Source organism: Arthrobacter sp. HLT1-20 (assembly GCF_054510895.1).
In genome coordinates this window covers 26,227-49,943 of record NZ_JBTNDR010000015.1, presented here as the reverse complement: position 1 = coordinate 49,943, position 23,717 = coordinate 26,227, and the positions used below count along the sequence as shown (strand labels likewise).

The following is a 23,717-nucleotide window of genomic DNA, read 5'->3' as shown; positions in this document are numbered from 1 at the left end:
CAGCACGTAACCAGGAGGTGCATGATGGAACTATCACCAACCGCCATTGTGGGACTGCCAGAATTGATGCATGCCGTACGCAAGGAAGCGCGGCAGGTCATGGCCGAACACAAGGGAGACTATGTTGCCGAGCACAAGGCCATCCTCGCCAGGCTGACCGCGGCTGAGCTCATCACAGACAAGGAAGCCGAGACCCTCTTGGGGCTGTACAAGACGGGTTACGACGCCGGGGAGCCCAAGGGAGATCCCCAACGCGCCTACTTTGCTACACGGGACGTCTACAGCAAAATGCTGGCACAACCCAAGACCAGCCCGGTGGCCCTGGTGGTTGCATCGGCGGCCCTGGGATCTTTTGAGATCTCCGACGATCCCGACGGGTCAACCACCGTCACCATGGCCCGGGTCAGCTACGGATCAAGTCTTGCCGGGATTGGGGCCGGGATCGGATCGCTTCTTGGGGGTCCCGCTGGCGGCGTCTTGGGCGGAGCCATCGGCGGCCTGATTGGCGGGATTGTTGACGACAAAAAGGGCAAGAAATAGCCGAAATCGCGATCCCGCACCCTGACATTGTCTGGAGCGGGTTTATCCGGCGCGCCGGCTCGTGCGGATTGCCGTGCGCGCCCGGTGCCGGCGGACTGCGGCCCGGTTGGCGCACCGCACGGAGCAGTATTGCTGGCGGCCGTTGCGGGTCACATCCACCACCACTGCGGAGCACGGATCCCCAGGCGCCGCCCCGGCCGCGCACCGCCCCAGCCGGGTCATGCCCCGTGTGGTCAAATGCAGGGCCGTGCCAACGCTGATGACGGCACGCAGCACGTGGGCCAGCGTCTGGTTTTCATCCCTGTAGTGGAGGTGCCAACCCTCGCCGTTGTGGTCGGTGAGCCGCGGGTAGGCGGCTGCGGCCGCCATCTGGGCGTTGAGCAGGGCCGCACGCTCCCCCGGGCTGGGCGCATCAACAACAGCCAGCCAGTTCTCGATCACCCGGCGAACGAATGGATGGTCCTGCTCCTCGGGCGTGAAGTCCATGGTCATGCCAAAATCACGCACCCGCTCAATGAGGCCTGCCCTGTCCGGCGGAAAGTCATTGGCCAGGGAGGCCGCCAGCAGGACAGCGTATTCACCGTAAGGGTTGAGATGCATAAGACCATTACAGCATAGTGGGCTGCATGACCTTTACCATGACCCCTGATACGGAATCATCCACCGGGCAAGACACAGCCCACCAGCACGGCTGGACCATCGAGTCTGCACATACAAGCAGCGAGGGGCGCGTCCTGTACATGCTGTGCCCGGCCCCCTGCGGCGCCCGCCGGGTGGAACTGCGCACCTCACCCAACAGCGCCGCCATCGCAGTGAGCAAGGAGGTGACCGCTGGCCATGTGGCTTAGCTGATAACATCCGCCGTGGCTGCTGTGCGGACCACCATTTTGCCCGTGTTCGCGCCCTGCATCATACTCAGGAGCGCATCAACGGCATTCTCAATGCCGTCCACCACCGTTTCGTCGTAGGCGATCTTTCCTGCCGCGAACCATGCCGTCATGTGTTCATTGAATTCCGGTGCCAAGTCAAGGTAACTGCCCAGGGTGAAGCCCTTGAGGGAAAGCCCGCGGGTGATCATGTTGACCATGTTGTCCGGCCCAACCTTGCGCTCGGTCGAGTTGTATCCGGCAATGGCACCACACAGCGCCGCCCTGCCACCCGGGTTGAACACGTCAAGGGCCGCCTCCAAATGCTCGCCGCCCACGTTGTCGAAGAAGACGTCGATTCCCTCGGGCGCTGCCGCAGCCAACTGCTCGCGGACGGGGCCGCTCTTGTAGTTGAACGCAGCGTCGTAGCCATACTTTTCGGTGAGCAGGGCAACCTTTTCATCCGTGCCGGCGGACCCGATGACGCGGCCGGCACCGAGGAGGCGCGCTATCTGGCCAGCGGCCGTGCCAACGGCACCGGCGGCGCCGGATATGAACACCGTGTCCCCGGGCACCATTTTGGCAACAGCCGTCAGGCCAACGTAGCCGGTGAACCCGGTCATGCCGAGAATGCCCAGGTACAGCGAGAGGGGCATGCCCGGAATCTCCGGAACAATCTTGAAGCCGGCAGCGTCTTCTTGGACAACGTCTCGCCAGCCGAACTGGTGGAGCACCACCGAGCCCACGGGGAAGGCCTCATGGGCGGACTCGACGATGCGACCAATGGCACCGCCCGTCATCGTCTGGTCCAGGCCAAACGGCGCCGCGTAGCTCTTGGCGGCGCTCATGCGGCCACGCATGTAGGGATCAACGGACATGAACTCGTTGACAACGCGGATCTGACTTGGGGCCAGCTCCCCCAGCTCAATCTCCACTGTCGCGAAATCGCTGGGGCGCGGCCATCCCACGGGGCGGGCAGCGAGTTGAATTTGCGTACTGGTAGAAGTGATCACGGGGTGACCTTTCTTGTGGAAACTGGAGGCGCCTGGCTGTTGCCTTGCGGAGCTCAGCGTTCCCGCAGACCCCGGACTTGGCATATTATGTAATGACCAGTCCACTATATATTGGACCGTACGGTTCACAAAATGAGGGATGACATTGGGACGTACACAGGCCTTCGACACTGACGAGGCAGTCCGCTCCGCGCGGACAGTGTTCTGGGAGCATGGCTACGAGGACGCCTCGCTTCCCGACCTTGAGCGTGCCACGGGGCTCAGCCGTTCCAGCATCTACAACGCTTTTGGCAGCAAGCGGGGTCTCTTCGATGCCGCCATCAAGAGCTACCTTGCCGAAATCATTGAACCCCGGCTGCGCCCTCTCAACGCCGCAACCGTTGCCCCGGATGCCGTCACCGACTACTTCACCGGCCTGCGTGCCGCCCTAGCCCGCAGCGACTCGCTGCCAGCTGGCAACGGCTGCCTACTCCTGAACGCGGCCGGCGCACCCATCGCCAACGACTCCGCCGTGAGCCTTGCCATTGCGGGGTACCGGCAGGAACTCAATGCCGCGCTAAACCTTGGCCTTGCCGCCCAACAGCCAAGCCTTGAGGCGAACGCCCGCCAGCAACTGGCAATAGTGCTCACCTCATTGGTCATTGCAGCCATGACCCTCTCCCGGATAGACAACGCCCAGGCACTGGCAACGGTGGACACGGCCCTGGAACTGCTTCAGGGCTGAATGCCACGCCAACGCGGTAGTGTCGTTGGGTATGAGCTCGCAAGAGAAGTCCCCCGAAAGCACCGGCTCCGCGACGGGGCAGGTGGCCGCCCCGGATCCAGAGGATGCGCGCAAACTACAGGGCGTCAACGAACTAAAAACACAGTCATGGAAGTACATAACAAAACGTTCCCTGGCCAAGTTCAGCGCTGACGGCTGCACCGACATGGCAGCATCGCTAACCTACTACGGAGTGTTGTCGCTGTTCCCGGCCATCCTGGCACTTGTTTCCATCGTGGGGCTGGTGGGCCAGGCGGAACAAACCACCCAGGTAATGCTGGACTTGGTGGGCCAGCTAGGCGGAGCGGAAATAGTGAAGACCATCAGTGAACCCGTGAAGCAGCTGGCAAGCTCCCGGGCAGCCGGGTGGACCTTTGCCTTGGGTCTGCTCACCGCACTGTGGTCGGCGTCTGGCTACGTTGGCGCCTTCAGCCGGGCCATGAACCGGATCTATGGCACCGACGAGGGCCGCCCCGTATGGAAGCTCCGCCCGGCCCTGCTGCTGGTGACACTCGCCGCCGTACTGCTTGTAGCCACCATTGCGCTGCTACTGGTGGTCTCCGGGCCCGTCGCCAAGGTGCTCGGTGACGCCATTGGCATGGGCGACGCCGCCGTAACCATTTGGGACACCGCAAAGTGGCCGGTGATTGGACTGCTCACCATTGCCCTCATTGCTATCCTGTATTATTTCACGCCCAATGTGCAGCAGCCCAAGTTCCGCTGGATCAGTGTGGGCGCTGCCGTGGCGTTCGTTTCCGCCGTGCTGGCCTCGGCCGGGTTTGGTCTCTACCTGGCCAACTTTGCTAAATACGACAAAACCTACGGGACCATTGCCGGCGTCATAGTGCTGCTGCTGTGGCTGTGGATCCTGAACCTGGCGCTGCTCTTGGGCGCCCAGGTGGATGCCGAGCTTGAACGCGGCAGGCAGTTGCAGTCGGGCATCAAGGCCGAGGCCCAAATTCAGCTGCCTCCCCGCGACATCAGGGCCAGCCTGAAAAAGCAAGAGAAAGAGCTTTCGCTGGTCACCCAGGGCAGGGACCTGCGCGAAAAATTTGCTCCGGACTCCGAGTTTTCAGAGCCTGCCACCAACCCGGAGAAGAATGTCCTGCTGTGGCTCGCTGGCGCGGGGGCTGCCGTGGCCGCCGTCGTGGCCCTGCGTAGGCGTCGCCACAGGGATTCACCCAAACCCAAGCAAGCCACCTCCAAGGACTGAGCCCATGGCGCATTTTGACCTTGTCATCATTGGAACCGGTTCCGGCAATTCCATTCCCTGCCCCGAGCTGGGCCACCTTCGCATAGCCATCGTTGAGGACAATCTCTTTGGCGGAACATGCCTGAACGTTGGCTGCATTCCCACCAAAATGTTTGTCCATCCCGGCGAACTTGCCGACGCCACACGGCACGGCAGTGCACTGGGCATCGATTCGCAGCTCAACGCAGTGGATTGGCAGGGAATTCGGGACAGGATCTTTGCCCGAATCGATGCGGTTGAGGCCGCGGGCAGGGCCTACCGCGAGGGTCCCGAGTGTGCCAATGTCAGTGTTTTTGCCGGCCACGGGCGGTTCACCGCTCCCAAACAGCTCAGCATTTCCCTGCACGACGGCGGCACCGAAGTGATCACGGCAGAGAAGTTTGTGCTGGCGGCAGGTTCCCGTGCCGTGCTGCCTGACATTGCGGGCTTGGACGATCCCGGGGTGACCGCCCACACCTCCGACACCATCATGCGGATCGACGCACTGCCCGCCAGCATCGCCATCGTTGGTGGCGGCTTCATCGCGGCCGAATTCGCCCACGTCTTCTCGTCGTTCGGGGTGGCAGTAACGCAAATTGCCCGTGGCCCGGCACTCCTGCGCAACCAGGACAGCGACGTCTCCGAACTCTTCACCAGGGAAGCCGCCGCCCGCTATGACGTGCTGTTGAATTCAACTGTTGAACAAGTCACGGCAAGCGGGTCTGGCGTGGCGCTTAGGGTCAGGGGACCTCACAGCCACCAAACCGTCGCCGCTGAGCTGCTGCTCATTGCCATTGGCCGGCAATCAAATGCCGACAACCTGGGTGTGGAGGCCGCTGGCATTGCCGTGGACGGCGCCGGGCGGGTGGTTGTTGATGAGTACCAGCGCACCAGTGTGGACGGGATCTTTGCCTTGGGGGATGTGTCCAGCGCCCATCAGCTCAAGCATGTTGCCAACCACGAGGCACGGGTGGTCCAGCACAACCTGATCCATGCCGGGTCCATGATGCCCGCAGACCACCGTTTCATCCCGGCCGCGGTCTTCTCCGATCCTCAAATCGCCTCCGTGGGGCTGACCGAGTGGCAGGCAAACAGCGCAGGAATTCCCTATGCCGTGAAAACCCAGAAGTACGCGGACATAGCCGCAGGGTGGGCCCGGGAGGACAAGGACCACTTCCTCAAGGTACTGGCTAACCCGGCCACCGGCCAGTTGCTTGGCGCCCACATTGTTGGCCCTGAGGCGGCAACGATCATCCAGCCCCTCATCCATGCCATGGCCTTCGGCCAGAGCGCCCATTCGGTGGCACGGGGGCAGTACTGGATTCACCCTGCGTTGAGCGAGCTTGTTGAGAATGCGCTCCTGGGCTTGCCTGAACCGACGGGCCGATCAGCACCTCCCCGCGACTGACGAATCAACATCGCCGAGACGATCCCCACCAGCCCGGAGGCCGCCAAGACAAGCCAGACCAACCGGTAGCTTTCGGCGTTAGTTCCCGCCCCGGTGATGGCCACCAGGGCCGCTACCCCCAGTGCGCTGCCGATTTGCCGGGCCGTGTTGAGCACGCCGGTTCCTGTGGCATACGCAGCAGCGGGAAGTGCACTGACGCCGCCTGCCAGGAATCCCGTTTGCGCTATTCCAGCCCCGGCACCTGTCAGCATGAGCCCCAGCAGCATCACGGGGAAGTATTGGGCGCTTTCATCTAGGAAGTAGAACCACAGTGCCCCGCCAAGGACAAAGAAGCCGCCGCCAATCCCGGCCAGCCAATGCGGAGCCAGTCGCGTCTTCCCCGCAATCAGCGCGGCAACCACGGCGGTGCCGGGCCCCGCCGCGAAGCCAATGCCGGCAAGCATGGGGTTCCACGCCCACACATTGCTCAGGAATAAGCTGCCGCCAAGCAGCATGGCAGCGAAGCCAACATAGAATCCGGCCATGCCCACGGCGGCGATACCGAAGGAGGGCTGTGCGAAAACCTGCAACTCCACGGCGGGCGAGGCGTGCGTGCGGCACCGCCGGACAAACCAGGCGAAAGCCACAGCACAGGCACCCGCCAGGCCCCACAGGTATGGGCTGCCCACACCCCACTCGCTGACATAGGACAAGGCAGCCACCATGGACCCAATCGCCACAGTGAGCAGGGCAACGCCCACAAGGTCAGGCAGTTTCCCATCCAGCCGGGGTTCCTTCTTCATGGAAACCGTCACCAGCACGGCAAGAATGGCGATGGGGACGTTGATCACAAAGATCCAGCGCCAGTTGTATTCGGACAGGAGTCCGCCCAGCACGGGTCCCGCCGCAGCAGCCACGGAGCCACAGGCGCTCCAGATGGAAATCATTTGCTTGTGCTGGGGCCGTTGATAGCTGGCCAGCAGTAATGCCAAACTGGTCGGCACAACCAACGCAGCCCCCATCCCCTGCACCGCCCGCGCCAGGATGAGCCAGGAAACCTCGGGGGCAATTGCGGCCAGCAGTGATCCCGCGGCGAAAGCAAGCAGCCCGAACCGGAACAGGGACAACCTGCCAAATTTGTCCGCAAGGCGCCCGGACGGGACCAGTAGTGCAGCGAAGACAATGCCGTAGGCGTTCAAGATCCACTGCATGGTTTGCGGCGCCGCATCAGGAAAACTGTCGCTGATTGAGGCGAACGCCAGGTTCACCACAAACAAGTCCAGGGACGCCAAGACGCTGGCGGCCAGCGTCGCTGTCAGCAGCCACCGCTGGCCACGCACGTAACTTGCTTGAGGAAAGCTATTCATTCTTCCACCCTAAGGGGCTAGACTTGCTTTAAGCAAGCGTCTAACGAAAAGAGAATTCCATGGTTCTGCGTTCCGATTGGTCAGCGCGGCCCTGCCCCATAGCGCGCGGTATCAATGCCGTGGGGGATCCTTGGGTGCTGCTCATCCTGCGTGAATTGGTGGCCGGAGTCCACCGTTTTGACCAGATTCGCGAACAGGTGGGCGCGGCGGACAACATTCTGGCGAAACGCCTTAAATACATGGTCGAAGAGGGGCTGGCTGTCCGCACCCCCTACCAAGAAGGCCGTGCCCGTCGCTATGAGTATCACCTCACAGAGGCCGGCGCGGACACCCTGCCCATCCTGCACGCCTACACACTCTGGGCGCAGAAGCACACCCCCAGCGAAGGCCACGAACACCGGCTCGCCATCATCTGCCGCAACTGCGAACACCAGAGCTCCCGCGGTGAGGCTTGCAGCCATTGCGGCGCAATGCTGACCACCGGAAATGTCTCGTGGATCCGGCCCATCTATGCCGACCAAGTACCTCGGCCACTCGCGGGAACGGCCTCATCCGGCGCATCCCTAACTGTGACTGAGGTAGCGCATCACCGCCTGCACGCGCCGGTGGGAGTCGCCGTCGAGCGATAAATTCAGGGCATCATAGATGCGCGAGGTATGTTGCACCACGGCCTTTTCGCTCAGGACAAGCTCGGCGGCGATCCGGGAATTGCTGCGCCCCTCGGCCATCAGCGCCAGGACCTCCTGCTGGCGCGGCGTAAGCGAACGGACCGCGCCGTCGGACAACTTGGCGCGCGCCACCATGAGCGCCACCACATCGGGGTCCAGGGCCGTGCCGCCGGCCGCCACCTCACGGAGGTCAGCCAGGAATGTCTCCACATCGGCGATCCGCTGCTTGAGCAGGTAGCCCACCTTGCCCTCGGAAGACGCCAGCAGCTCGTTCGCGTACCTCCTTTGCATGTGCTGGGAGAGGACCACCACAGCCATCTGCGGATGTTCCTGGCGGATGCGCAGGGCGGACACCAGGCCCTCATCGGTGTGCGTTGGCGGCATGCGAATGTCCGTGATGACCAGTTCCGGGCGGTGGATGGCAACGGCTTCCTCCAACTCGGCGGCATCCCGCGCTGCGGCGATCACCTCAAAGCCGCCCTCCTGAAGGACAAGTTGCAGCCCGTGCCGCAGCAGGGTTTCATCTTCCCCGATGACTACTCGCATGGCAGCTCCACCACCAGGGCGGTGCCGGCACCGGGCTCGCTCACCAGGATGAAGTAGCCATTCAGGACATCCACCCTGTCCGCCACCCCACGTAGGCCCTTACCGTCGTTGAGGCTCGCCCCACCCACGCCGTCGTCATTGATTTCCAACCGCAACCATCCATCCTTTATGGTCAGCCCCACCCAGGCACGGCGTGCGTGGGCGTGCTTCATGGTGTTTGTGAGCGCCTCTGCCAGCACAAAATACGCTGTACTTTCGACGGCGGATGGGCAGGACTGCCCGTCCACATCCAGTTCCAGCGAGGTGGTGATGGGCATCCTGTCGGCTAGGTCTTCCGCTGCCGCGACCAGGCCGCGCTCGATGAGTGCCGCCGGCATGACGTCGTGGACCAGCTGGCGCAGATCTGCCGCCGCCGAGTCGATGCCTTGGCGAAGCGCCGTTGCCCGTGTTTTTGTTGCGGCATCCACTCCGGGCGCATTGGCCAGTTGCTGCGCCTCCAAGGCCAGCAGGACCAAATGCATTTGCAGGCCGTCATGGAGATCCTGGGCAATGCGGCGCCGTTCCCGGTCCGCGGCGTCGACCAGGCGTTCACGCGAGCGCTGCAACGCTCCGTGACTTTCGCGCAGTTCCGCGGAGAGCCGCTCCCGGTCAACCGCGATGGCCACCACCTGCCCGGCCGTGCGGACCAGCTCCGCTGCCTCGATGAGTGAGGCGTCGTAGTGGATGGCGCCCACCGTCCGCCCGCCCAGCTCAATCTCTACCTGGCCCCGGCCGGAATCAGCGAGCAAAGGGGCAATGGGGGCACCTTCCTCATTGACGAACACCCCGCGCTTGGGAACCCAGAAGGACAGGCCAAGCGAGGGATCCCCCAACGTCCTGGACAGGGCGCCGGCCAGGGCCGACCGGGCACCCCCGGAGGCACCCAGCCATGAACCCAGCTCCTCCAGCTCCCCTGTCTTGGCGAATCCGCCACGCAGGATCCCGTGGGAGAAGGCTAGGGGAATGCCGCCTATTACCAGCAGCTGCAACCCCAGCAGCTCCTCCGGCGCAATGCCGAGCAGGGGCACCAGGACGCCAGCGCCGAACGGCACAAAGAGTACGGCGAAGGCACCGTAGGCGAACAGCGGGCGCAGGACCTTGCGCCTCTCGCCGTCGGCCTGGCGAAGCCGCCGCAGCAAGACAAACGCGGTGGCCAGCATGACGGCGGTGCCCAGCCATTGCTGGAGCCGGTCAGTCCCGGCCGCCAGGTCGGGGTAGTGGGCAATCACCAGGAACGGCGCCGGGCCATCGTGGGTGAACAGGTAGCTGGGCGACTGCAGCAGCAGGGAATTTACGTAGGCGGCCATGACAGTGACTTTCGAGATCCGCCCGTGGACCCGACCCGAGGGGAACGCGTGGAGCAGGTGCACCATCACGGCCAGCACCAGGGTGGCACCCACACACCCCGCCGCCACCAGCAACGGGATCCCGGTATTGGCCAGGCCACCGAGGAAAACGGCAAAGCCGCCGGCCACAATCAAGACACCGAAACGGTTCCCCGGGCGGCGGTACCAGGCCCGGACACCGGCACCGAAGTACGCCAGGACCACCAGGGGAAAAAGGACAAGAATATGGCCGGCCGGCCCCCGCAAGGGAAGCAGTGCAGCTTCAATGGCAGCCAGCACCACTCCGGCGCACAAGACCACGATGAGTGAGCGGTCCAGAGACTTGGCAAGGTTGGACCGCACTCCCCTATGTGGCATGGTGTCCAATCTAATCCCTATTGGCAGCCGCAGCGAGCTGCGCGCGGCGCACCGTTCCGAGACGTGTCCCGATCGGGGTTCCCGGCCGGGCGCCGTCCGGTCTCTTGGGCTGGTCTAATAGGCCACAGTGAAACGTGCCCGGCGGTGTGCTGGGGTCTCAATTTCGTCCACTAGGGCTGCCGCAAGGTCGGCGCCCGAGATGTTGGAATTGCCGCTGGCGTCAACCAAAAGAACATCGCCGCCAATGCGGAAGGTTCCTGTTGCCTCCCCCGGCACCCACGCACCGAATGACGCTGCTGGGCTCACGTAGAACCAGTCCAGCTCTTCCGCACTGCCCCGAAGCGCCTCCAGCAGCGCAGCCCCCGTGGTGGCTTCGGGAAGGAATTCGACCGGGAACTCGCCGTCCATGAGCTTGGGGCCGCCCGGGGCTACCAACAAGGAACCGGCGCCGCCCACCACACCTAGGCGAACTCCCGCGTTTTGTGCCAACTCGCTGAGCTCGGCAACCACGCCCTCGAGCTTGCCGGCGAGATCTCCGCGCGGCGAGAGGGTCTCAATCACCACGTCGGCATCGGCCACCACGTGGGCCAGGAAGGCGGGCTCGAACACCGAACCAGTCACGTAGCGGGCACCCGCAACGGGCTCGGCAGGAAGGTTGCGGCTGTAGGAAGTCACCTCGTGGCCGCGCTCTACTGCCACCTTGACAATGTTTCTTCCCGCATATCCGGTTCCACCCAAAACTTTGACCTTTGCCATGATGCATTCTCCTTGCTGAGTGACGACCATTGGCCCGAAGTGGCCAATGGTCTCTAAAAGAGAGTAACACGCCATAGGAGAGTTGCGCACATTGATATACTGGAATCAATGAAATGGCCAAGGAGTAGAAAATGACCGAGTTCGAGTGGGATCCCTACGACCGCAACTGCCCGTCCCGGCAGGTGCTGGACCGCGTTGGGGACCGCTGGACCGTGCTGGTGGTTGGTGCGCTGACCAAGGGTCCACTGCGGTTCTCGGAACTTGCCGAACGCGTGGACGGCGTTTCGCAGAAGATGCTCACGCAGACCCTGCGCAACCTGGAGCGCGACGGTCTAGTCACGCGCACCATGTACGCGCAGATCCCACCCCGGGTGGAGTACCAGTTGACTGACGCCGGCACCAGCCTGCAAGGGCCCATGAAGGCTCTGGAGGATTGGACCAAGGCGCACATGCCGACCATCATGGCAGCGCGCAATCAATACGATGTCCGCAAGGCTGAACTGCCCAAGCCCTGAATTGGCCCGCACCGAGCAAGGTGCTGATTAGTGCCACCCGGAGCCCGGTCCGGCTACGAGCGGCCGCCGGGAGGGCCGATGAATAGCATGGTGGCCATGATGCCGCCAACGAACACCACAAACACCACGCTGAGCAGTGCGGGCCGGTTCAGCATCCAACGCAGCACCACCTGGACCCAGTGGCCGTCGCGGGGGTGGCTGGTCGCTGTGGTGCGCCATTCGCCGTCGAGCTTGTTGTTCTTTTCCAGCCACCTGTCAAAGGGGATGGTCAGGTACGGGACAAAGGCCGTGGCAGCCGCGCCAACAATCAGGCGCTTGGGCCAACGCTGGTTCAGACCCACCAGGACGGCTGTGGTCACATAGCCAATGAACACCAGGCCGTGCGCAAACCCGCCCACCTTGACCGGCCAGTCACCCACGCCCACACCATATTTGAGGATCATGCCGGTGATCAGCAACGTCCAGGTGACGGCCTCGGCGATGGCTACTGTGCGGTAAAAAGTACGTGGCGACATGGGCGCTCTGCAGTCCTTGGATAGTGGGTGAGGTCATGGGGGCAAAAATGCCATCCCAAGCCTAGCCGTGGTTGCTGGGAGTATTCTCAAGGCCCAGCCGCTTCCGGCGTGCCCGGGCCGACTTCTCACTGGGCCCGGTTTCCCCCAAACTCCAGCCCACGACGGCGAGCACGGCCTTGGTGGGGCACCTCACCGGAAGCGGGATGGGACCCAGCCGTGGAGTGTGCAGCGTCAACAGTTCACGGTATTCCGGCGGCAGGGTGGCCACAGCCGCCGCAAACAGCACCTTATACCCAAGCTGTTGGGACCGCGGCAGCGGCGGGTTCCGGATGAACGCAACGGTTTCGGCCACCCGGCGGTCGTAGCGCAGCTCAGGCGTGAAGGCCGCCAGTTGAGTTCGAAGTTCCTTGACTGTCACGGGCGCATTTTCCACCTGCATCAGGGCGCCCGCCACCGCCCAGTCGGCCACATAGGCGTCGGCACCGCCGGGGATGGGCCCGCCGTAGGCCTGGTGGGTGGCCAGGAATGCCTGGGTGAAGGCCAGGTGCACCCAGCGCAGCAGGTCCGGGTCATTGGCCGTGTAGAGGCGCTCTTCCCCACTGTTGCTGGTGTAGCTCCCCCGCACATGCTCGTGGATGCGCAACACCCTTGCCGAAGCGCTCTGCGCCGCCGTGGTGCTGCCGTAGCTGAGCGTAAAAATCCAGCGGATGGTTCCTGCCAGCCGGCCCAGCGGATCGGAACGGTAGTCGGAGTGGTCGTGAACGCCTGCGAGCGCGCCCGGGTGCAGGGCCTGGAGTAGCAGGGACTGGATCCCGGCCACCAGGGTGGTCATTGAGCCATGGACGGCCCACGCGGCCGAGTCCGGCCCAAAGTAACCTCCGTCGTTGCCCAATTCCAGGTCAAGTTCCCACTGCGGGATATCTGCCGAGTTGTTGCTGAAGGTGCCGCGTAATTCCCTGCGCCAGCGGGTCAGGACGTTTTCCATACCCCTTAGTCTGTCCCATTTCCTGCGTGGGCGCATGGGTGCCGCCGGCGGATGCCGTGTCAGCGAAAAACGGGTGCGTCCGGCCAATCCCAGGCCGAGACTTCCAGCTCGCTTCCCTTGATAATGTCCGGCGTGTCCGTGAGCACCTGGGTGGCCGTGAACCCCTCCCCTTCGCTGGGTGCCACCGCCATGGCCGCGGGCAGGATGTGCCCCTGTGTGGTGGAGTTGGCGCCCCAGGCCAGCCTTGCCGTGGCTGTTCCACCCGGCGCCAGGCTGATGGGAGCAGGGCCGGGATCGGAAAACATGTAGGAGCTACCATGGGTCAGCGTCACTGGAATGGGGGCGCCGTCGTCCGCGAAGAACTTGACCGCGGGATACCCCTCCATGGAGCAGCGGGTGGCGCTGGTGTTTGTCAGCAGAAGGGTCATGGCCCGGTGCCCCAGCGCCGCCTCAACCCGCCCTTTCATGGTGGCAGCCAGCTGCCCCACCGTGCACGGGGGTGCCGGAACATAGGACGGCGGCGCATAGGTGGGCGGCCCGGCCTGCGGGTCAACGGGTGGCGGGGGCGGCTGCTGCCCCACGTAGCTCAGGGTGCCGCTGACAAGTGTTTGGCCTGTGTCCTTCTCCGCGATGATGAAGTCTGTAACCACGGCGTCACCCGGCGTGTAGCGCAGGGATGTGCTGCGCAGGTGCTCAAGGATGGGCTGGGATTGGCTGGTGTTGTCCACCGTGACGGTCAAGCGCCGCCTGGGCTGCCCGGACAGGGCCCGGGCGTCCACATCAATGCTGGCCGCCGCGAAGTGCGTGCCAAGTTTTGTCACCAGTTCCGTCAGCTCAGCCCCCAGGGCTTTTCCGTCGGTGGCTATCCGTGCCCGTCCCTGCGACACCACCAGGGTGCCCGCGGTAAGCTGTTTCGCCACCAAATGGGTGCTCACGGGTTTCAGGAATTCAAAGCCGGTGGTGGTCACGGACACCACCCCGTCGTGGTCCATCGTGGCCCGCTCCACTCCGGCAAGCGCGCCAATCTCCCGGGCAACGGCAAAGTAGTGTGCCGTGATCGGCGCCGGGCCCTGGGAGCTGTACACCCCAGCTTCGGCGCCGGCCCCTGTTGCCTCATCGGCGTCGGATATGCCCACCTCCCACGCAAAGCGTTGCTGCTGCCCGGCCACATGTTCGGCGAGGGCCTGCGCCGCGGCAACGGCCGTCCTTGTGTCGCTTGCCGTGGCCACCTTCAGGTGGATGGAGACAAGCCAGGTGGACACATCATCGGCCGCGCTCGGGTGGTCTTTGGGGTCGTGGCCGGGCTGAGCGAAGAACACCCGCACACCGGCCACGCCTTTGAGGGACCGGGCATACTCCCCCGCGGCATCCCCTGCTTCCCGCACGCTCGACGGCGGCTCATTCGGGCCCCAACGGCATCCCGCCATGGCAAGCACCAGTGTGAGCGCCAGCCATGCGGCCAGCAGTTTGTTGCGGTGTTTCATCTGTCCCCCCCGTGTCCTGCACAGCACTACCGCGTCGAGTCTAACGGGCCTGCTCCGGCCGACGGGCCGCGCCGTAATTCCTTCGCATTTCCTTCCCATGACAAAGCCTGCTGTGGGGTTCACAATGAGAGTGAGGCCCTTGGTGCTTTTGTCCTTGGGGCCGGAGAGAAGGTAGCCATGAGCAACACATCAGCATCAATGGACCCGCAGATGGCTGGCACGTCTCGTGAACACAGCGAGACCGCGGCCGAAGGAACTGACGGCCAGGACATGCCGGAGATTCGCATGCATTCCCAGGATGCAGCAGAAGGGCCCGAGGGCGGCAGCGAGTGACAGTGCCCGCCCAGCAGGGAATCCGCCGTCGCGCTGGAGACAGAACAGCGACGGCGGCATAGGCTGTGACCATGACAGGTTTCAGTGTTTCCCGCAGCGCATTTATCCCGGCACCCGCAGAGGAAATTTATCCGCTGGTGACCAGCTTCCGGGAATGGGTCAAATGGTCGCCCTGGGAGGGCTTGGATCCGGCCATGGAACGCAGCTACTCGGGCCCGGTTGAGGGCGTGGGAGCCAAGTATGCGTGGAAAGGCAACGGTAAGGCCGGGGCCGGCACCATGGAGATTTTTGAAGCCACGGAACCTGCCACAATTGGCATCCGGCTGGAATTCAGCAAGCCCATGAAGGCCGTCAACCCCACCACATTCACGTTTGTCCCCGAGGGCAACGGCACCCGCGTCACCTGGACCATGACGGGTGAAAACAAGGGCCTGGGCCGGGTTTTCATGCTGTTCATGAACATGGACAAGCTGGTGGGCGGCGACTTTGAAAAGGGTCTGGCCCAACTCGCAACGGCCGTGGCCCCGCCCACCTGAACCCTAAGGGCACTGTGCTCATGCGCACCGCCGCCACCGGGGCTTGCGCCCGTGTCACAGCCCACCCGTTGTGCCGCGCATCACTTACGCCGTGCAGCCAAGCGGGTCCCCCGGTAGCGGAGGTCTAAAACGCGTGGTTGCAGCTAGTGGTGGAAGGCCACCCTGTCCGGGGCTTTCCCGGAGAGGCGCTGCACTGAGGTGGCCAGGTCAGCCAGAAACATCCCCGCCAAGTCAAAGGTGAAGCCGTGGCGCACCACCACACGCAGCACATCCACGTGGGCCATCCCCTCCGGCATGGGATAGGCCGGCACAATCCAGCCAAAGCTGCGCAGCTCATGGGAGAGGTCATAGACGGTGTACGCCTCCGGCGTCGTGAGGCTGAACGCCAGCACCGGCAGCTCGGTGCCGCGGCTCAGCAGTGTGAAGGACCCCAACGTTTCAATACCATCGGCGATGGCCGCGGCAATGTCCCGCGAACGCTGCTGGATGCGCTGATACCCGTCAAAGCCATACCGCACCAGGGTGTAGTACTGGGCTATGACCTGTGCGGCGGGCCGGGAGAAGTTCAGGGCGAAGGTGAGCATGGAACCGCCCAGATAGTCCACGTTGAAGATCAAATCCTCGGGGAGCTCGGCCGCACTGCGCCAGAGAACCCAGCCCACCCCGGGGTACACCAGACCGTACTTGTGGCCGGAGGCGTTGATGGACTTCACCCGCGCCAACCGAAAATCCCATAGCAGCCCCTCATCCAGGAATGGGGCGATGAACCCGCCGGAGGCAGCGTCAACGTGCAGCGGAATGTCCAGCCCCGTGCTAGCTTGCAGCGCATCCAGGGCCGCGGCAATCTCCGCCACCGGTTCATAGGAGCCATCAAAGGTTGATCCCAGCACGGCCACCACCCCAATGGTGTTCTCATCGCAGGCGGCTGCGGCCTGCGCCGCCGTGAGGTGGGTAGCGCCGTCGAGCGGGACAAGGCGGGCCTCAACATCCCAATAGCGGGCAAACTTTTCCCAGCACACCTGGACGTTGGCGCCCATGACCAGATTCGGCTTGCCAGCGTCAGCCCCCGCAGCCTCCCGGCGCGCCCGCCACCGCCATTTCAGGGCCAGCCCGGCCAGCATGGCCGCCTCCGAGGAGCCGGTGGTGGAGCAGCCCATGGCATCGGCCGTCCCCGTGGGTGGTGGCGCGTTCCACAGGTTCGCCAGGATGTTCACGCAGCGCCGCTCAATCTCGGCCGACTGCGGGTATTCATCCTTGTCGATGATGTTCTTGTCCAACGCATCCTGGATCAGCACCGACGCCTGCGGTTCCATCCAGGTGGTCACGAACGTTGCCAGGTTCTGCCGGGCATTGCCGTCGAGCATGAGCTCGTCCTGGACAAACCGCAGGGCGGCGTCGGCATCCTGGGTCCGCCGCGGGAGCCGGTGCTTGGGGATCGCCCCGATGCCGCCGTCGAAGGCAGGATCAATGAGGTTCTGCCCCTGCTGGTGGTGGTGCCTGTGCAAGCTCATGCATTACTCCCCAAGTTGCGATTTTGCCGTGTAGTACGTCAGGCTATCCGCGTTTGGGGAATTCGGACAGGGCCTCTTGCCACGATGTTCGACGCCGGGCACTCGGCTTTGCGTGGCAGCTCGCGCCGGCCGGGGGCTGGCTTTGCGGAGCATTCAGAGCCGGCCGGTGACCACCGTGCCGTCCAGTTCAGCACTGTGGGAAAGGGTGGCGGTGAAGCCGTTCGCGGCCATGATCGCCGCGCTCATGGCACCCTGGCGAACACTGGTCTCCACCAGTAGGCAACCGCCGGGCCGCAGCCAAGCCGGGGCCAGGGCCGCCAGACGGCGTTGGATGTACAGGCCGTCGGCTCCGCCGTTGAGGGCGGCATGTGGTTCGTGCAGCCGGGCCTCCGGGGGCATGAACGCAATCTGCTCCGTGGGCACATAGGGGGCGTTGGCAACTATGACGTCCACTGTTCCGCGCAGCTTTTGGGGCAGGGCAGCGAACAAGTCGCCGCAGTGGGCCTGCCCATGGACGGGCAGCAGGTTTGTGGCGGCGCACGCCACGGCCTCCGGATCGATGTCCGCCGCATGCAGTTCCAGGCCGGCAATCTCGTGGGCCAGAGCCGCACCAACGGCACCGCTGCCGCAACACAAGTCCACCACTAGTGGTCCGGTCGCGGAGAAACCAGACCGCGTATCCAGGGTGCGCAGGACGTCCAGGGTGCGTCCCACCAAGAATTCGGTGCGCAGCCGGGGCACAAAAACTCCGGGCGCCACTGCGATCCGCAGGCCATGAAAGCGGGCCCAGCCAACCAGCTGTTCCAGTGGAATCCCGGCCACCCTTCGCGCCACCATCCCCGCCAGCTCCTGCCCGGTGCCGGCCGACTCCAACAAGATGACGGCCTCGTCCTCGGCATAAACGCAGCCAGCGGCACGCAGGGCCGCAATGACGTTCTCCGGGTCACGAAATGAGTCCATGGAATCTAGTGTGTAGCCGCCACCAGCGGTTTCGCCAGTGGGGCGTGGCAGGGACCGGCGGCTACATGGGCTGTTCGGACGCGGTCCGGTGCCCGGGGGCGTGCGAAAAGACGGCAACCCGGACCTAGGGCAGCGTCAGGATGACCGGGCCGTCCGCCGTGATGGCGATGGTGTGTTCACTGTGCGCGGCCCTCTTGCCCTTGAGCGAGCGCAAGGTCCAGCCGTCGTTGCCGTGCTGGTAGTCATCGCGCCCGCCGGCTATCAGCATGGGTTCAATGGCGATGACCAGGCCCTCGGTGAGCTTCATGCCCCGGCCCGGACGCCCCTCGTTGGGGACCGACGGTTCCTCATGCATGGCGCGGCCAATCCCGTGGCCGCCGTGGTCCGCCAGCAGTCCGTAGCCTTCCCGGCGCGCCTGCTTTTCAATGGCATGGCCAATGTGGCCCATGGTGTTCCCGATCCGGGCTGCCTCAATGCCCCGCACCAGGGCGGCGTCGGTGGCGGCAATCAGGGCCACATCCTCCGGCCGCGCCTGCCCCACCGTAAAGCTGATGGCCGAGTCCCCGCACCAGCCGTCCAGGAACGCGCCGGCGTCTATACTGACCAGGTCTCCGTCGGCCAGCTTGTAGCCATTGGGGATGCCGTGCACCACGGCGTCGTTGACGCTGGCGCAGATCACGCCCGGGAACGGGATAGGCGCCCAGCGCGGGTGGTAGTTCAAGAACGCGGGGACGGCTCCGGCGTCGCTGAACACGGAGGCGGCAACGGCGTCGAGCTCCTTCAAGCTCACCCCCACACCGGCATGGGCCTTGACGGCGGCCAGGGCATGGGCCACAATCCGGCCGGCCTCACGCATGGCCGCAATTTCAGAAGCTGTCTTGATCTTGCCCATGGGATCCCCCGGTATGTCAGTCTTGACGGTATTGGAACCACAGTACCCAAGGCCACTACGCTGAGGAAATGACGTTCGACGCCGGCTCCCCCAACGCCTTGTTCCTCACCGCCCTGCGCCCCGCCTTGGCGGAGGCGGCCCTCCCGGAAAAGGCCGCGGGCATGGCCGCCTACATGAAATCGACCATGCCGTACTTGGGCGTGCCCTCCCCGTCCGTGCGCAAAACCGTGCGGACCCTGGTCAGGGAACACCCCTTCAGCACCGTGGGGCAGCTGCACGCCACGGCCACAGCCTTGTGGGAGAGTGCGCAATTTCGGGAGGAACGGTACTCGGCCATCATGCTCACCGACTCGCGTCTGGCCCGGGGCGAGTTGGGGCTGCTGCCGTTTTACGCCGTGGTGATTGAGACGGGGCAATGGTGGGACTATGTGGATTCGGTGGCGCCGCGCCTGAACGAGCTCCTGCAACAGCACCGCGAAACCATGGATCCGGTGTTGCGGGAGTGGAGCGTGCGCCCGAACTTCTGGTTCCGCCGGGCAACCATCATTGCGCAATTGCCCGCCAAGGCGGCCACGGACACGCAACTGCTCAGCGACGTCATGGCACCGAATCTGGCGGACAAGGAATTCTTCATTCGCAAGGCCATCGGGTGGGCGCTGCGCCAACATGCCAAGACTGATCCGGCTTGGGTGCGCCGCTATGTTGCGGACCATGCGAGCCTGCTGAGCCCGCTGTCACAGCGGGAGGCGCTGAAGCATCTGACTGCTTAAGGATCAGTTTTTTACCGCGGACGTTCGCTGGGCGGGCTTGTTCCGCTTGAAAAGTTCGCTGGTCTTCCTATCCCATAGGGTGATGTACAGAATGCCGAGCAGGGCAACAACAACAGCAATGCTGCGCACCGCCTCCATGGAAATCCACGGGAAAACGCTCAACTGGTCCGTGAGTGCGATCAGGATGAAGAACGCACTGAGATAGAAGACTGTGCGCAGTGCCCAGCCGTCGTTGATCCCTGTTATGGCGAAGAATGCCAGCAACCACACGGCGTACCACGGCTGAATCATGGGGGCCAGCAGAACCACGGCCGCGAAAGCCCATGCCATACGGCGCACCACGGCGTAACTGTACCGCTGAGGTTCGGGCAGATCTGCGCCGAGTCCCCCCGAAGGCCCCAAGCGGATTTTGACGAACGCCAGAGCCATGACGATCAAAATGGAGATGACCTGGGCAACCTTTTGGATGCCGTCAGCTACGGGGGTACCGTCGCCGCCCAACCAGTCAATGAGGGACCCCAACGAAACCGAGCCAATGCCCACTGGAGCGTACCAATGCCAGATGGTGCCGGGGGTTTGAAGGGCCGCCAACCAGCCGAACCCAAGACCGTTCACGGCTCCCATGGCCCCCATGACGGCCATGGAAATGCCCAGCGTCGCAGCCCAGATGGCAAATTTACGCACCCACCCGGCCTTGGACCCGGCCCACAACAGCCCCACAAAGGGCAGCGCAATCAGCGTGATGGGCTTGATGGCGATGGAGGCGGTGACAAACAAAATGCCCACCACGGCCCGCTTGGTGCTGGCGTAGTACAGGCCCGCCACCACAAGACCCATCATGAGCGAATCGTTGTGCACGCTGGCAATGAAATTCATCAATGTCACGGGGTTCAAAACGGCAAGCCACAGTGCCCGGTGCGGGTTGAAGCCGTGGCGGGCCGCCAGCTTGGGCACGTAGACGGCCAGCAGCACCACGCCGGCAAGACTGGCCAGTCGGAACGGAATGAGCGCAATTTCGGGGCTGTTGGCAGGGATCAGCACCGCCAAATGTTCCAGCCACAACCACAACGGACCGTAGGGCGTAGGGGCTTCGGTCCACAGGGTGTCCGGGCCCAGCAGGAAGTAGTTGTTGAGCGAAGAAATCCCGTTGGTATAGGGGTCAAGGCCCTGTTGCATGAGCCGGCCCTGGCCAATGTAGGCGTAGGCGTCACGGCTGAAGAGCGGCAACGCGAGCATCATGGGCGCCACCCAGAGGATGAGGGCTTTCCGTAGGACAGGCCCGGCGTCGTCGTGCCAGGCACTCAAGTGTTGGCTCAGCCTCAGCCATGCCCTGAACATCAGCAGTGCGCCCAGACACAACAGGACCGTTGCACAGATGACGGCTGCGGGGGTGGTCCGCGCCAGTATGAACAGGGGCGTCCTGATGAGCACTGAGCTGCTGGCCAGCCAACCAACGCCGAGGGAGCCCAGCATCAGCATCACTGAACCGGCAAAGCCCTGCCAGATGGCCGAGGATGAGGTGCCGGTGCGAAAAGGCAGTTTTGCGAACACCCTGTTCCTCATCTCCGGCATGGCAACGTCAGTGCGGCTCAACAACAAACTCCTGAACTATCTTTGACCCTCGTGGCAGGCCCGTTTGGCGTTCACATGGGCGGGCGAACCCGGGGATTAAGTACCGGCTGCGCTAATATGAAAACAGCCAAGGACTCCGTTCTTGGCATTCTACCCACTCCAGCTGAGCATCTCCTACGTACACGGGCCAAACACCAACCACCGCCTAAGGATTGCCAGCACCCGGCCCGGGCCACCGCCAAACTCAAGAAGGACTGGACCATCTCCACGGACACGTTTTTTTCCACCCTTGCCCGCCTACGGGATGCAATACTGCCCGCCCGGATCCAGAACTGGCTGAAAACTCCCTGGGGCATGTGGAGCGTCTTTGCTGTGATTCATCTGGTGTTCCTTGGATTTGCGGCCCTGTTGTCCCTGCGAGGGGAAGCATATAGCGACACTTTCATCTACCGCATCTGGGCCTCAATCGACTTCGACGAGACCCGCGTGCTGGGCCCCAGCCCCTGGGTTTACCCCATTTTGGCGCTGGTCCCCATGGCCGTGGCCTACGTCTTTGGCGAGAGCCCCTTCCTGTTCATCTGGGTTTTGATGATCGCAGTGTTGAACACCCTGGCCGTGGGCAAACTCACCAGTTGGGGTAAAAAGCGTCAGGCCATTCCGGCCGCCCTGTGGTGGATTTCCTTCACCACCTTGATGGCGTGGCTGGGCTTTGCCCGGGTTGATGGGCTCACAGCCCCTGTGGTTCTCATAGCCTTGTCCTTCGGTGTGGCCAGCCCCTTCCTGACGTCCTTCATCCTCAGCGTGGCGACCTGGACAAAAGTCTGGCCGGCCGCCGTCGTCCTTGCATTGTTTACAGTGGTGAAGCAGCGGGTCAGTGTGGTGCTGGCCGGCATGCTGGTCACAGCCTTCGCGGTGGTGCTGGCCCTGAGCATGAATTCGGGCCACAAACTGCTCAATTTCCTGCTGGAACAGGGCGACCGCGGCATGCAGCTCGAGGCCACCTTCACCACCCCTTGGCTGTGGATGAGCGTGCTCGGCATTGGCGACGCGCACATGTACATGAACCAGGACATCAACTCCATGCAGGTGGACGGCCCCGGCACAGAGGTCATGAGTTTTCTCATGCAGCCCCTGCTGGTGGCGGCTGCGCTGCTGGTGGCGGGCCTGATTTTCTGGGCCCTGCACACGGGCAAGCGAAGCGGTGGCGCCGACCGGACCTCCCTGCTGCTGTTCGGCTCGCTTGCCCTGACCACGGCGTTCGTGGTGTTCAACAAGGTGGGCTCCCCCCAGTTCATGGTGTGGCTTGGACCGGCTGTTGCCGTGGGCCTGGCCTACCAATGGAAGGCGTGGCGGGTTCCGGCTGCGATGCTCATTGGCATTGCCATGCTCACGTTCCTCGTCTTTCCGCTTTTTTACAACGACCTTTCCAACAACAATCCCCTCATGGCTGCCGTGCTGACCGCGCGAAACGTGCTGTTGGTGATCTTGTTTGTGTGGAGTGTGCGTCAGTTGTTCCTGCTGGGCCGCATCCCGGCCACAGCTACCCCGCACGACGCCGAATCCTCCGCTGACGCTTCGCCGAGGTAGCGCCGAGTCTGGACAGCGCCATGTCCGTGGCATAAACTCCTGGCATTCTTACGCGGAATCAGGCCTTCGCTATTCACAGAGTGGCCGCTGCCTCCGGCACCCTGCCGGGTGCCGGCCTCAGCCCTCGGTTGCTGCCACACCGTGGCACCACTGCGGTTTCGGTCTACAGCCACACATCGGGACTCAGATTGCCTGGCCCGCCCCTGCGGGCTGCACAGCGGCGGGCTGCCCTGAGACCCAATCCCCCGAACGGCTGCCTGGCACCATGAAGCGGGGCCGCGGGCGCGACGGGGTTCACGGTACATTGGACGCGTGGCTATTAATAATGAACGCATTGTGTGGATTGACTGTGAGATGACCGGCCTGGACGCCGTCAACGACGCCCTGATCGAGGTGGCGGCACTGGTGACGGATTCGGAGCTGAACATCCTGGGCGAGGGCGTTGACGTTGTCATCAAGCCCAGCGACGAGGCCCTGGCGCAGATGGGTGACTTTGTGCGCGAGATGCACACGTCCTCGAAACTGTTGGATGAACTGGCCGGCGGCACCACCATGGAGGACGCGCAGGCACAGGTGCTGGCGTACATCCAAAAGTACGTACCCCAGCCCAACAAGGCCCCGCTGGCCGGAAACTCGATCGGCACCGACAAGGTTTTCCTCAGCCGTGACATGCCCGAGCTGGTGGAGCACCTGCACTACCGGGTCATCGACGTTTCCACCATCAAGGAGCTCTCCCGCCGCTGGTACACGCGCGCCTACTTCCAATCGCCACCCAAGACGGGCGGGCACCGCGCCCTGGGCGACATCTTGGACAGCATCAACGAACTCAAGTACTACCGTGAAGCCGTCTTTGTTCCCGCACCGGGTCCCGACACCAACACAGCCAAGAAGATTGCGGCCAAGTACTAGAGCCAGGTTTCCCGTGTTTCCGGGCAGGTTCCGCCAGAAAAACGCGATCTAGCTCACAAAAGAGGCGAAAGGTCCGGTTTTGGTTTTGACCACCCCGCAGCTCGTGTAGACTATTCGACGTTGCCAAAAGCGCAGAGGACATTCCAAAAGGGTGTTGCTGTGGTTGAAGCGGACATGGTGGGATTAGCTCAGTTGGCAGAGCGCCTGGTTGTGGTCCAGGAGGTCGCGGGTTCAAACCCCGTATCTCACCCCGAAAAGCGATTCTGTGA

The 23,717-nt window shown here is 63.6% G+C and carries 25 protein-coding genes and 1 tRNA gene; 13 read left to right on the top strand and 13 right to left on the bottom strand.

Annotated elements, in window-relative coordinates:
• The first annotated feature begins 21 nt into the window (after positions 1-21).
• Positions 22-540, top strand: a complete 519-nt coding sequence (locus ACX80Q_RS10070; RefSeq protein WP_459330395.1) for a hypothetical protein — start codon at positions 22-24, stop codon at positions 538-540.
• Positions 541-582: 42 nt separating this feature from the next.
• Here the strand turns inward: ACX80Q_RS10070 and ACX80Q_RS10065 are convergent, their stop codons facing one another.
• Positions 583-1,140, bottom strand: a complete 558-nt coding sequence (locus tag ACX80Q_RS10065; RefSeq protein ID WP_459330394.1) for a CGNR zinc finger domain-containing protein — start codon at positions 1,138-1,140, stop codon at positions 583-585.
• A gap of 26 nt (positions 1,141-1,166) precedes the next feature.
• Between ACX80Q_RS10065 and ACX80Q_RS10060 the strand changes: the two genes are divergently transcribed.
• The gene (locus ACX80Q_RS10060; protein WP_459330393.1) at positions 1,167-1,388 is read left to right on the top strand and encodes a hypothetical protein; all 222 of its coding nucleotides are present in this window, start codon (positions 1,167-1,169) and stop codon (positions 1,386-1,388) included.
• Here the strand turns inward: ACX80Q_RS10060 and ACX80Q_RS10055 are convergent.
• Positions 1,385-2,419: an NADP-dependent oxidoreductase gene (locus ACX80Q_RS10055; RefSeq protein WP_459330392.1), complete on the bottom strand. Its 1,035-nt coding sequence runs from the start codon at positions 2,417-2,419 to the stop codon at positions 1,385-1,387. The genes ACX80Q_RS10060 and ACX80Q_RS10055 overlap by 4 nt on opposite strands.
• A gap of 139 nt (positions 2,420-2,558) precedes the next feature.
• Here ACX80Q_RS10055 and ACX80Q_RS10050 point away from each other — a divergent pair, with 139 nt between their 5' ends.
• From ACX80Q_RS10050 to ACX80Q_RS10040, 3 genes are read left to right on the top strand one after another with little or no spacing between them, the layout of a single operon-like run.
• A complete protein-coding gene (locus ACX80Q_RS10050; RefSeq protein ID WP_459330391.1) occupies positions 2,559-3,143 on the top strand; it encodes a TetR/AcrR family transcriptional regulator in 585 nt (194 codons plus the stop codon).
• 31 nt (positions 3,144-3,174) lie between these two features.
• Positions 3,175-4,395, top strand: coding sequence for a YihY/virulence factor BrkB family protein (locus tag ACX80Q_RS10045; RefSeq protein WP_459330390.1), 1,221 nt, complete (start codon positions 3,175-3,177; stop codon positions 4,393-4,395).
• Between the two features lie 4 nt (positions 4,396-4,399).
• Positions 4,400-5,821, top strand: a complete 1,422-nt coding sequence (locus tag ACX80Q_RS10040; RefSeq protein ID WP_459330389.1) for a mycothione reductase — start codon at positions 4,400-4,402, stop codon at positions 5,819-5,821.
• Here ACX80Q_RS10040 and ACX80Q_RS10035 read toward each other — a convergent pair.
• A complete protein-coding gene (locus ACX80Q_RS10035; RefSeq protein WP_459330388.1) occupies positions 5,737-7,167 on the bottom strand; it encodes an MFS transporter in 1,431 nt (476 codons plus the stop codon). The two genes, ACX80Q_RS10040 and ACX80Q_RS10035, sit on opposite strands and share 85 nt — an antisense overlap.
• A gap of 59 nt (positions 7,168-7,226) precedes the next feature.
• Between ACX80Q_RS10035 and ACX80Q_RS10030 the strand changes: the two genes are divergently transcribed.
• Entirely contained in the window at positions 7,227-7,796 is a 570-nt protein-coding gene (locus tag ACX80Q_RS10030) for a winged helix-turn-helix transcriptional regulator (RefSeq protein WP_459330387.1), read from the top strand.
• On the opposite strand, the gene ACX80Q_RS10025 is transcribed toward ACX80Q_RS10030, so the two are convergent.
• The 3 genes from ACX80Q_RS10025 to ACX80Q_RS10015 form a co-directional block, all read right to left on the bottom strand.
• The gene (locus ACX80Q_RS10025; RefSeq protein ID WP_459330386.1) at positions 7,731-8,381 is read right to left on the bottom strand and encodes a response regulator; all 651 of its coding nucleotides are present in this window, start codon (positions 8,379-8,381) and stop codon (positions 7,731-7,733) included. The two genes, ACX80Q_RS10030 and ACX80Q_RS10025, sit on opposite strands and share 66 nt — an antisense overlap.
• Positions 8,372-10,123 carry a sensor histidine kinase gene (locus tag ACX80Q_RS10020; protein ID WP_459330385.1) on the bottom strand — a complete coding sequence of 584 codons (1,752 nt, stop codon included), beginning with the start codon at positions 10,121-10,123 and terminating at the stop codon, positions 8,372-8,374. Before ACX80Q_RS10020 ends, ACX80Q_RS10025 begins: the two co-directional genes overlap by 10 nt.
• Positions 10,124-10,237: 114 nt before the next feature.
• Positions 10,238-10,879 (bottom strand): NAD(P)-dependent oxidoreductase, encoded by a 642-nt coding sequence (locus ACX80Q_RS10015; protein ID WP_459330384.1) that lies wholly within the window; start codon positions 10,877-10,879, stop codon positions 10,238-10,240.
• A 131-nt stretch (positions 10,880-11,010) separates the two neighbouring features.
• On the opposite strand from ACX80Q_RS10015, the gene ACX80Q_RS10010 reads away from it, so the two are divergent.
• Positions 11,011-11,394 carry a winged helix-turn-helix transcriptional regulator gene (locus ACX80Q_RS10010; protein ID WP_459330383.1) on the top strand — a complete coding sequence of 128 codons (384 nt, stop codon included), beginning with the start codon at positions 11,011-11,013 and terminating at the stop codon, positions 11,392-11,394.
• A gap of 53 nt (positions 11,395-11,447) precedes the next feature.
• Here the strand turns inward: ACX80Q_RS10010 and ACX80Q_RS10005 are convergent, their stop codons facing one another.
• The 3 genes from ACX80Q_RS10005 to ACX80Q_RS09995 form a co-directional block, all read right to left on the bottom strand.
• Complete coding sequence (locus tag ACX80Q_RS10005; RefSeq protein WP_459330382.1) at positions 11,448-11,909, bottom strand: DUF3817 domain-containing protein; 462 nt, start codon at positions 11,907-11,909, stop codon at positions 11,448-11,450.
• A 61-nt stretch (positions 11,910-11,970) separates the two neighbouring features.
• Complete coding sequence (locus ACX80Q_RS10000; protein ID WP_459330381.1) at positions 11,971-12,894, bottom strand: oxygenase MpaB family protein; 924 nt, start codon at positions 12,892-12,894, stop codon at positions 11,971-11,973.
• 59 nt (positions 12,895-12,953) lie between these two features.
• Positions 12,954-14,378, bottom strand: a complete 1,425-nt coding sequence (locus ACX80Q_RS09995) for a DUF4232 domain-containing protein (protein ID WP_459330380.1) — start codon at positions 14,376-14,378, stop codon at positions 12,954-12,956.
• Positions 14,379-14,555: 177 nt separating this feature from the next.
• On the opposite strand from ACX80Q_RS09995, the gene ACX80Q_RS09990 reads away from it, so the two are divergent.
• Positions 14,556-14,711, top strand: a complete 156-nt coding sequence (locus tag ACX80Q_RS09990; RefSeq protein WP_459330379.1) for a hypothetical protein — start codon at positions 14,556-14,558, stop codon at positions 14,709-14,711.
• A gap of 71 nt (positions 14,712-14,782) precedes the next feature.
• Positions 14,783-15,247, top strand: coding sequence for an SRPBCC family protein (locus ACX80Q_RS09985; RefSeq protein ID WP_459330378.1), 465 nt, complete (start codon positions 14,783-14,785; stop codon positions 15,245-15,247).
• A 143-nt stretch (positions 15,248-15,390) separates the two neighbouring features.
• Here ACX80Q_RS09985 and ACX80Q_RS09980 read toward each other — a convergent pair whose 3' ends face one another.
• The 3 genes from ACX80Q_RS09980 to map form a co-directional block, all read right to left on the bottom strand.
• Positions 15,391-16,758: a glutamate decarboxylase gene (locus ACX80Q_RS09980; RefSeq protein ID WP_459330377.1), complete on the bottom strand. Its 1,368-nt coding sequence runs from the start codon at positions 16,756-16,758 to the stop codon at positions 15,391-15,393.
• A gap of 153 nt (positions 16,759-16,911) precedes the next feature.
• Positions 16,912-17,718 carry a putative protein N(5)-glutamine methyltransferase gene (locus ACX80Q_RS09975; RefSeq protein WP_459330376.1) on the bottom strand — a complete coding sequence of 269 codons (807 nt, stop codon included), beginning with the start codon at positions 17,716-17,718 and terminating at the stop codon, positions 16,912-16,914.
• A 124-nt stretch (positions 17,719-17,842) separates the two neighbouring features.
• The gene (gene map, locus ACX80Q_RS09970) at positions 17,843-18,610 is read right to left on the bottom strand and encodes a type I methionyl aminopeptidase (RefSeq protein ID WP_459330375.1); all 768 of its coding nucleotides are present in this window, start codon (positions 18,608-18,610) and stop codon (positions 17,843-17,845) included.
• Positions 18,611-18,678: 68 nt separating this feature from the next.
• Here map and ACX80Q_RS09965 point away from each other — a divergent pair, with 68 nt between their 5' ends.
• A complete protein-coding gene (locus ACX80Q_RS09965; RefSeq protein WP_459330374.1) occupies positions 18,679-19,380 on the top strand; it encodes a DNA alkylation repair protein in 702 nt (233 codons plus the stop codon).
• A gap of 3 nt (positions 19,381-19,383) precedes the next feature.
• Here the strand turns inward: ACX80Q_RS09965 and mptB are convergent, their stop codons facing one another.
• Positions 19,384-20,973 carry a polyprenol phosphomannose-dependent alpha 1,6 mannosyltransferase MptB gene (gene mptB, locus ACX80Q_RS09960; RefSeq protein ID WP_459330373.1) on the bottom strand — a complete coding sequence of 530 codons (1,590 nt, stop codon included), beginning with the start codon at positions 20,971-20,973 and terminating at the stop codon, positions 19,384-19,386.
• A gap of 96 nt (positions 20,974-21,069) precedes the next feature.
• On the opposite strand from mptB, the gene ACX80Q_RS09955 reads away from it, so the two are divergent.
• The 3 genes from ACX80Q_RS09955 (at position 21,070) to ACX80Q_RS09945 (ending at position 23,698) form a co-directional block, all read left to right on the top strand.
• On the top strand, positions 21,070-22,539 hold the full coding sequence (locus ACX80Q_RS09955) for a hypothetical protein (RefSeq protein ID WP_459330372.1): 1,470 nt from the start codon (positions 21,070-21,072) through the stop codon (positions 22,537-22,539).
• Between the two features lie 312 nt (positions 22,540-22,851).
• Entirely contained in the window at positions 22,852-23,448 is a 597-nt protein-coding gene (orn, locus tag ACX80Q_RS09950) for an oligoribonuclease (protein WP_459330371.1), read from the top strand.
• 177 nt (positions 23,449-23,625) lie between these two features.
• A tRNA-His gene (locus tag ACX80Q_RS09945) sits at positions 23,626-23,698 on the top strand.
• The last annotated feature ends 19 nt before the right edge of the window (positions 23,699-23,717 follow it).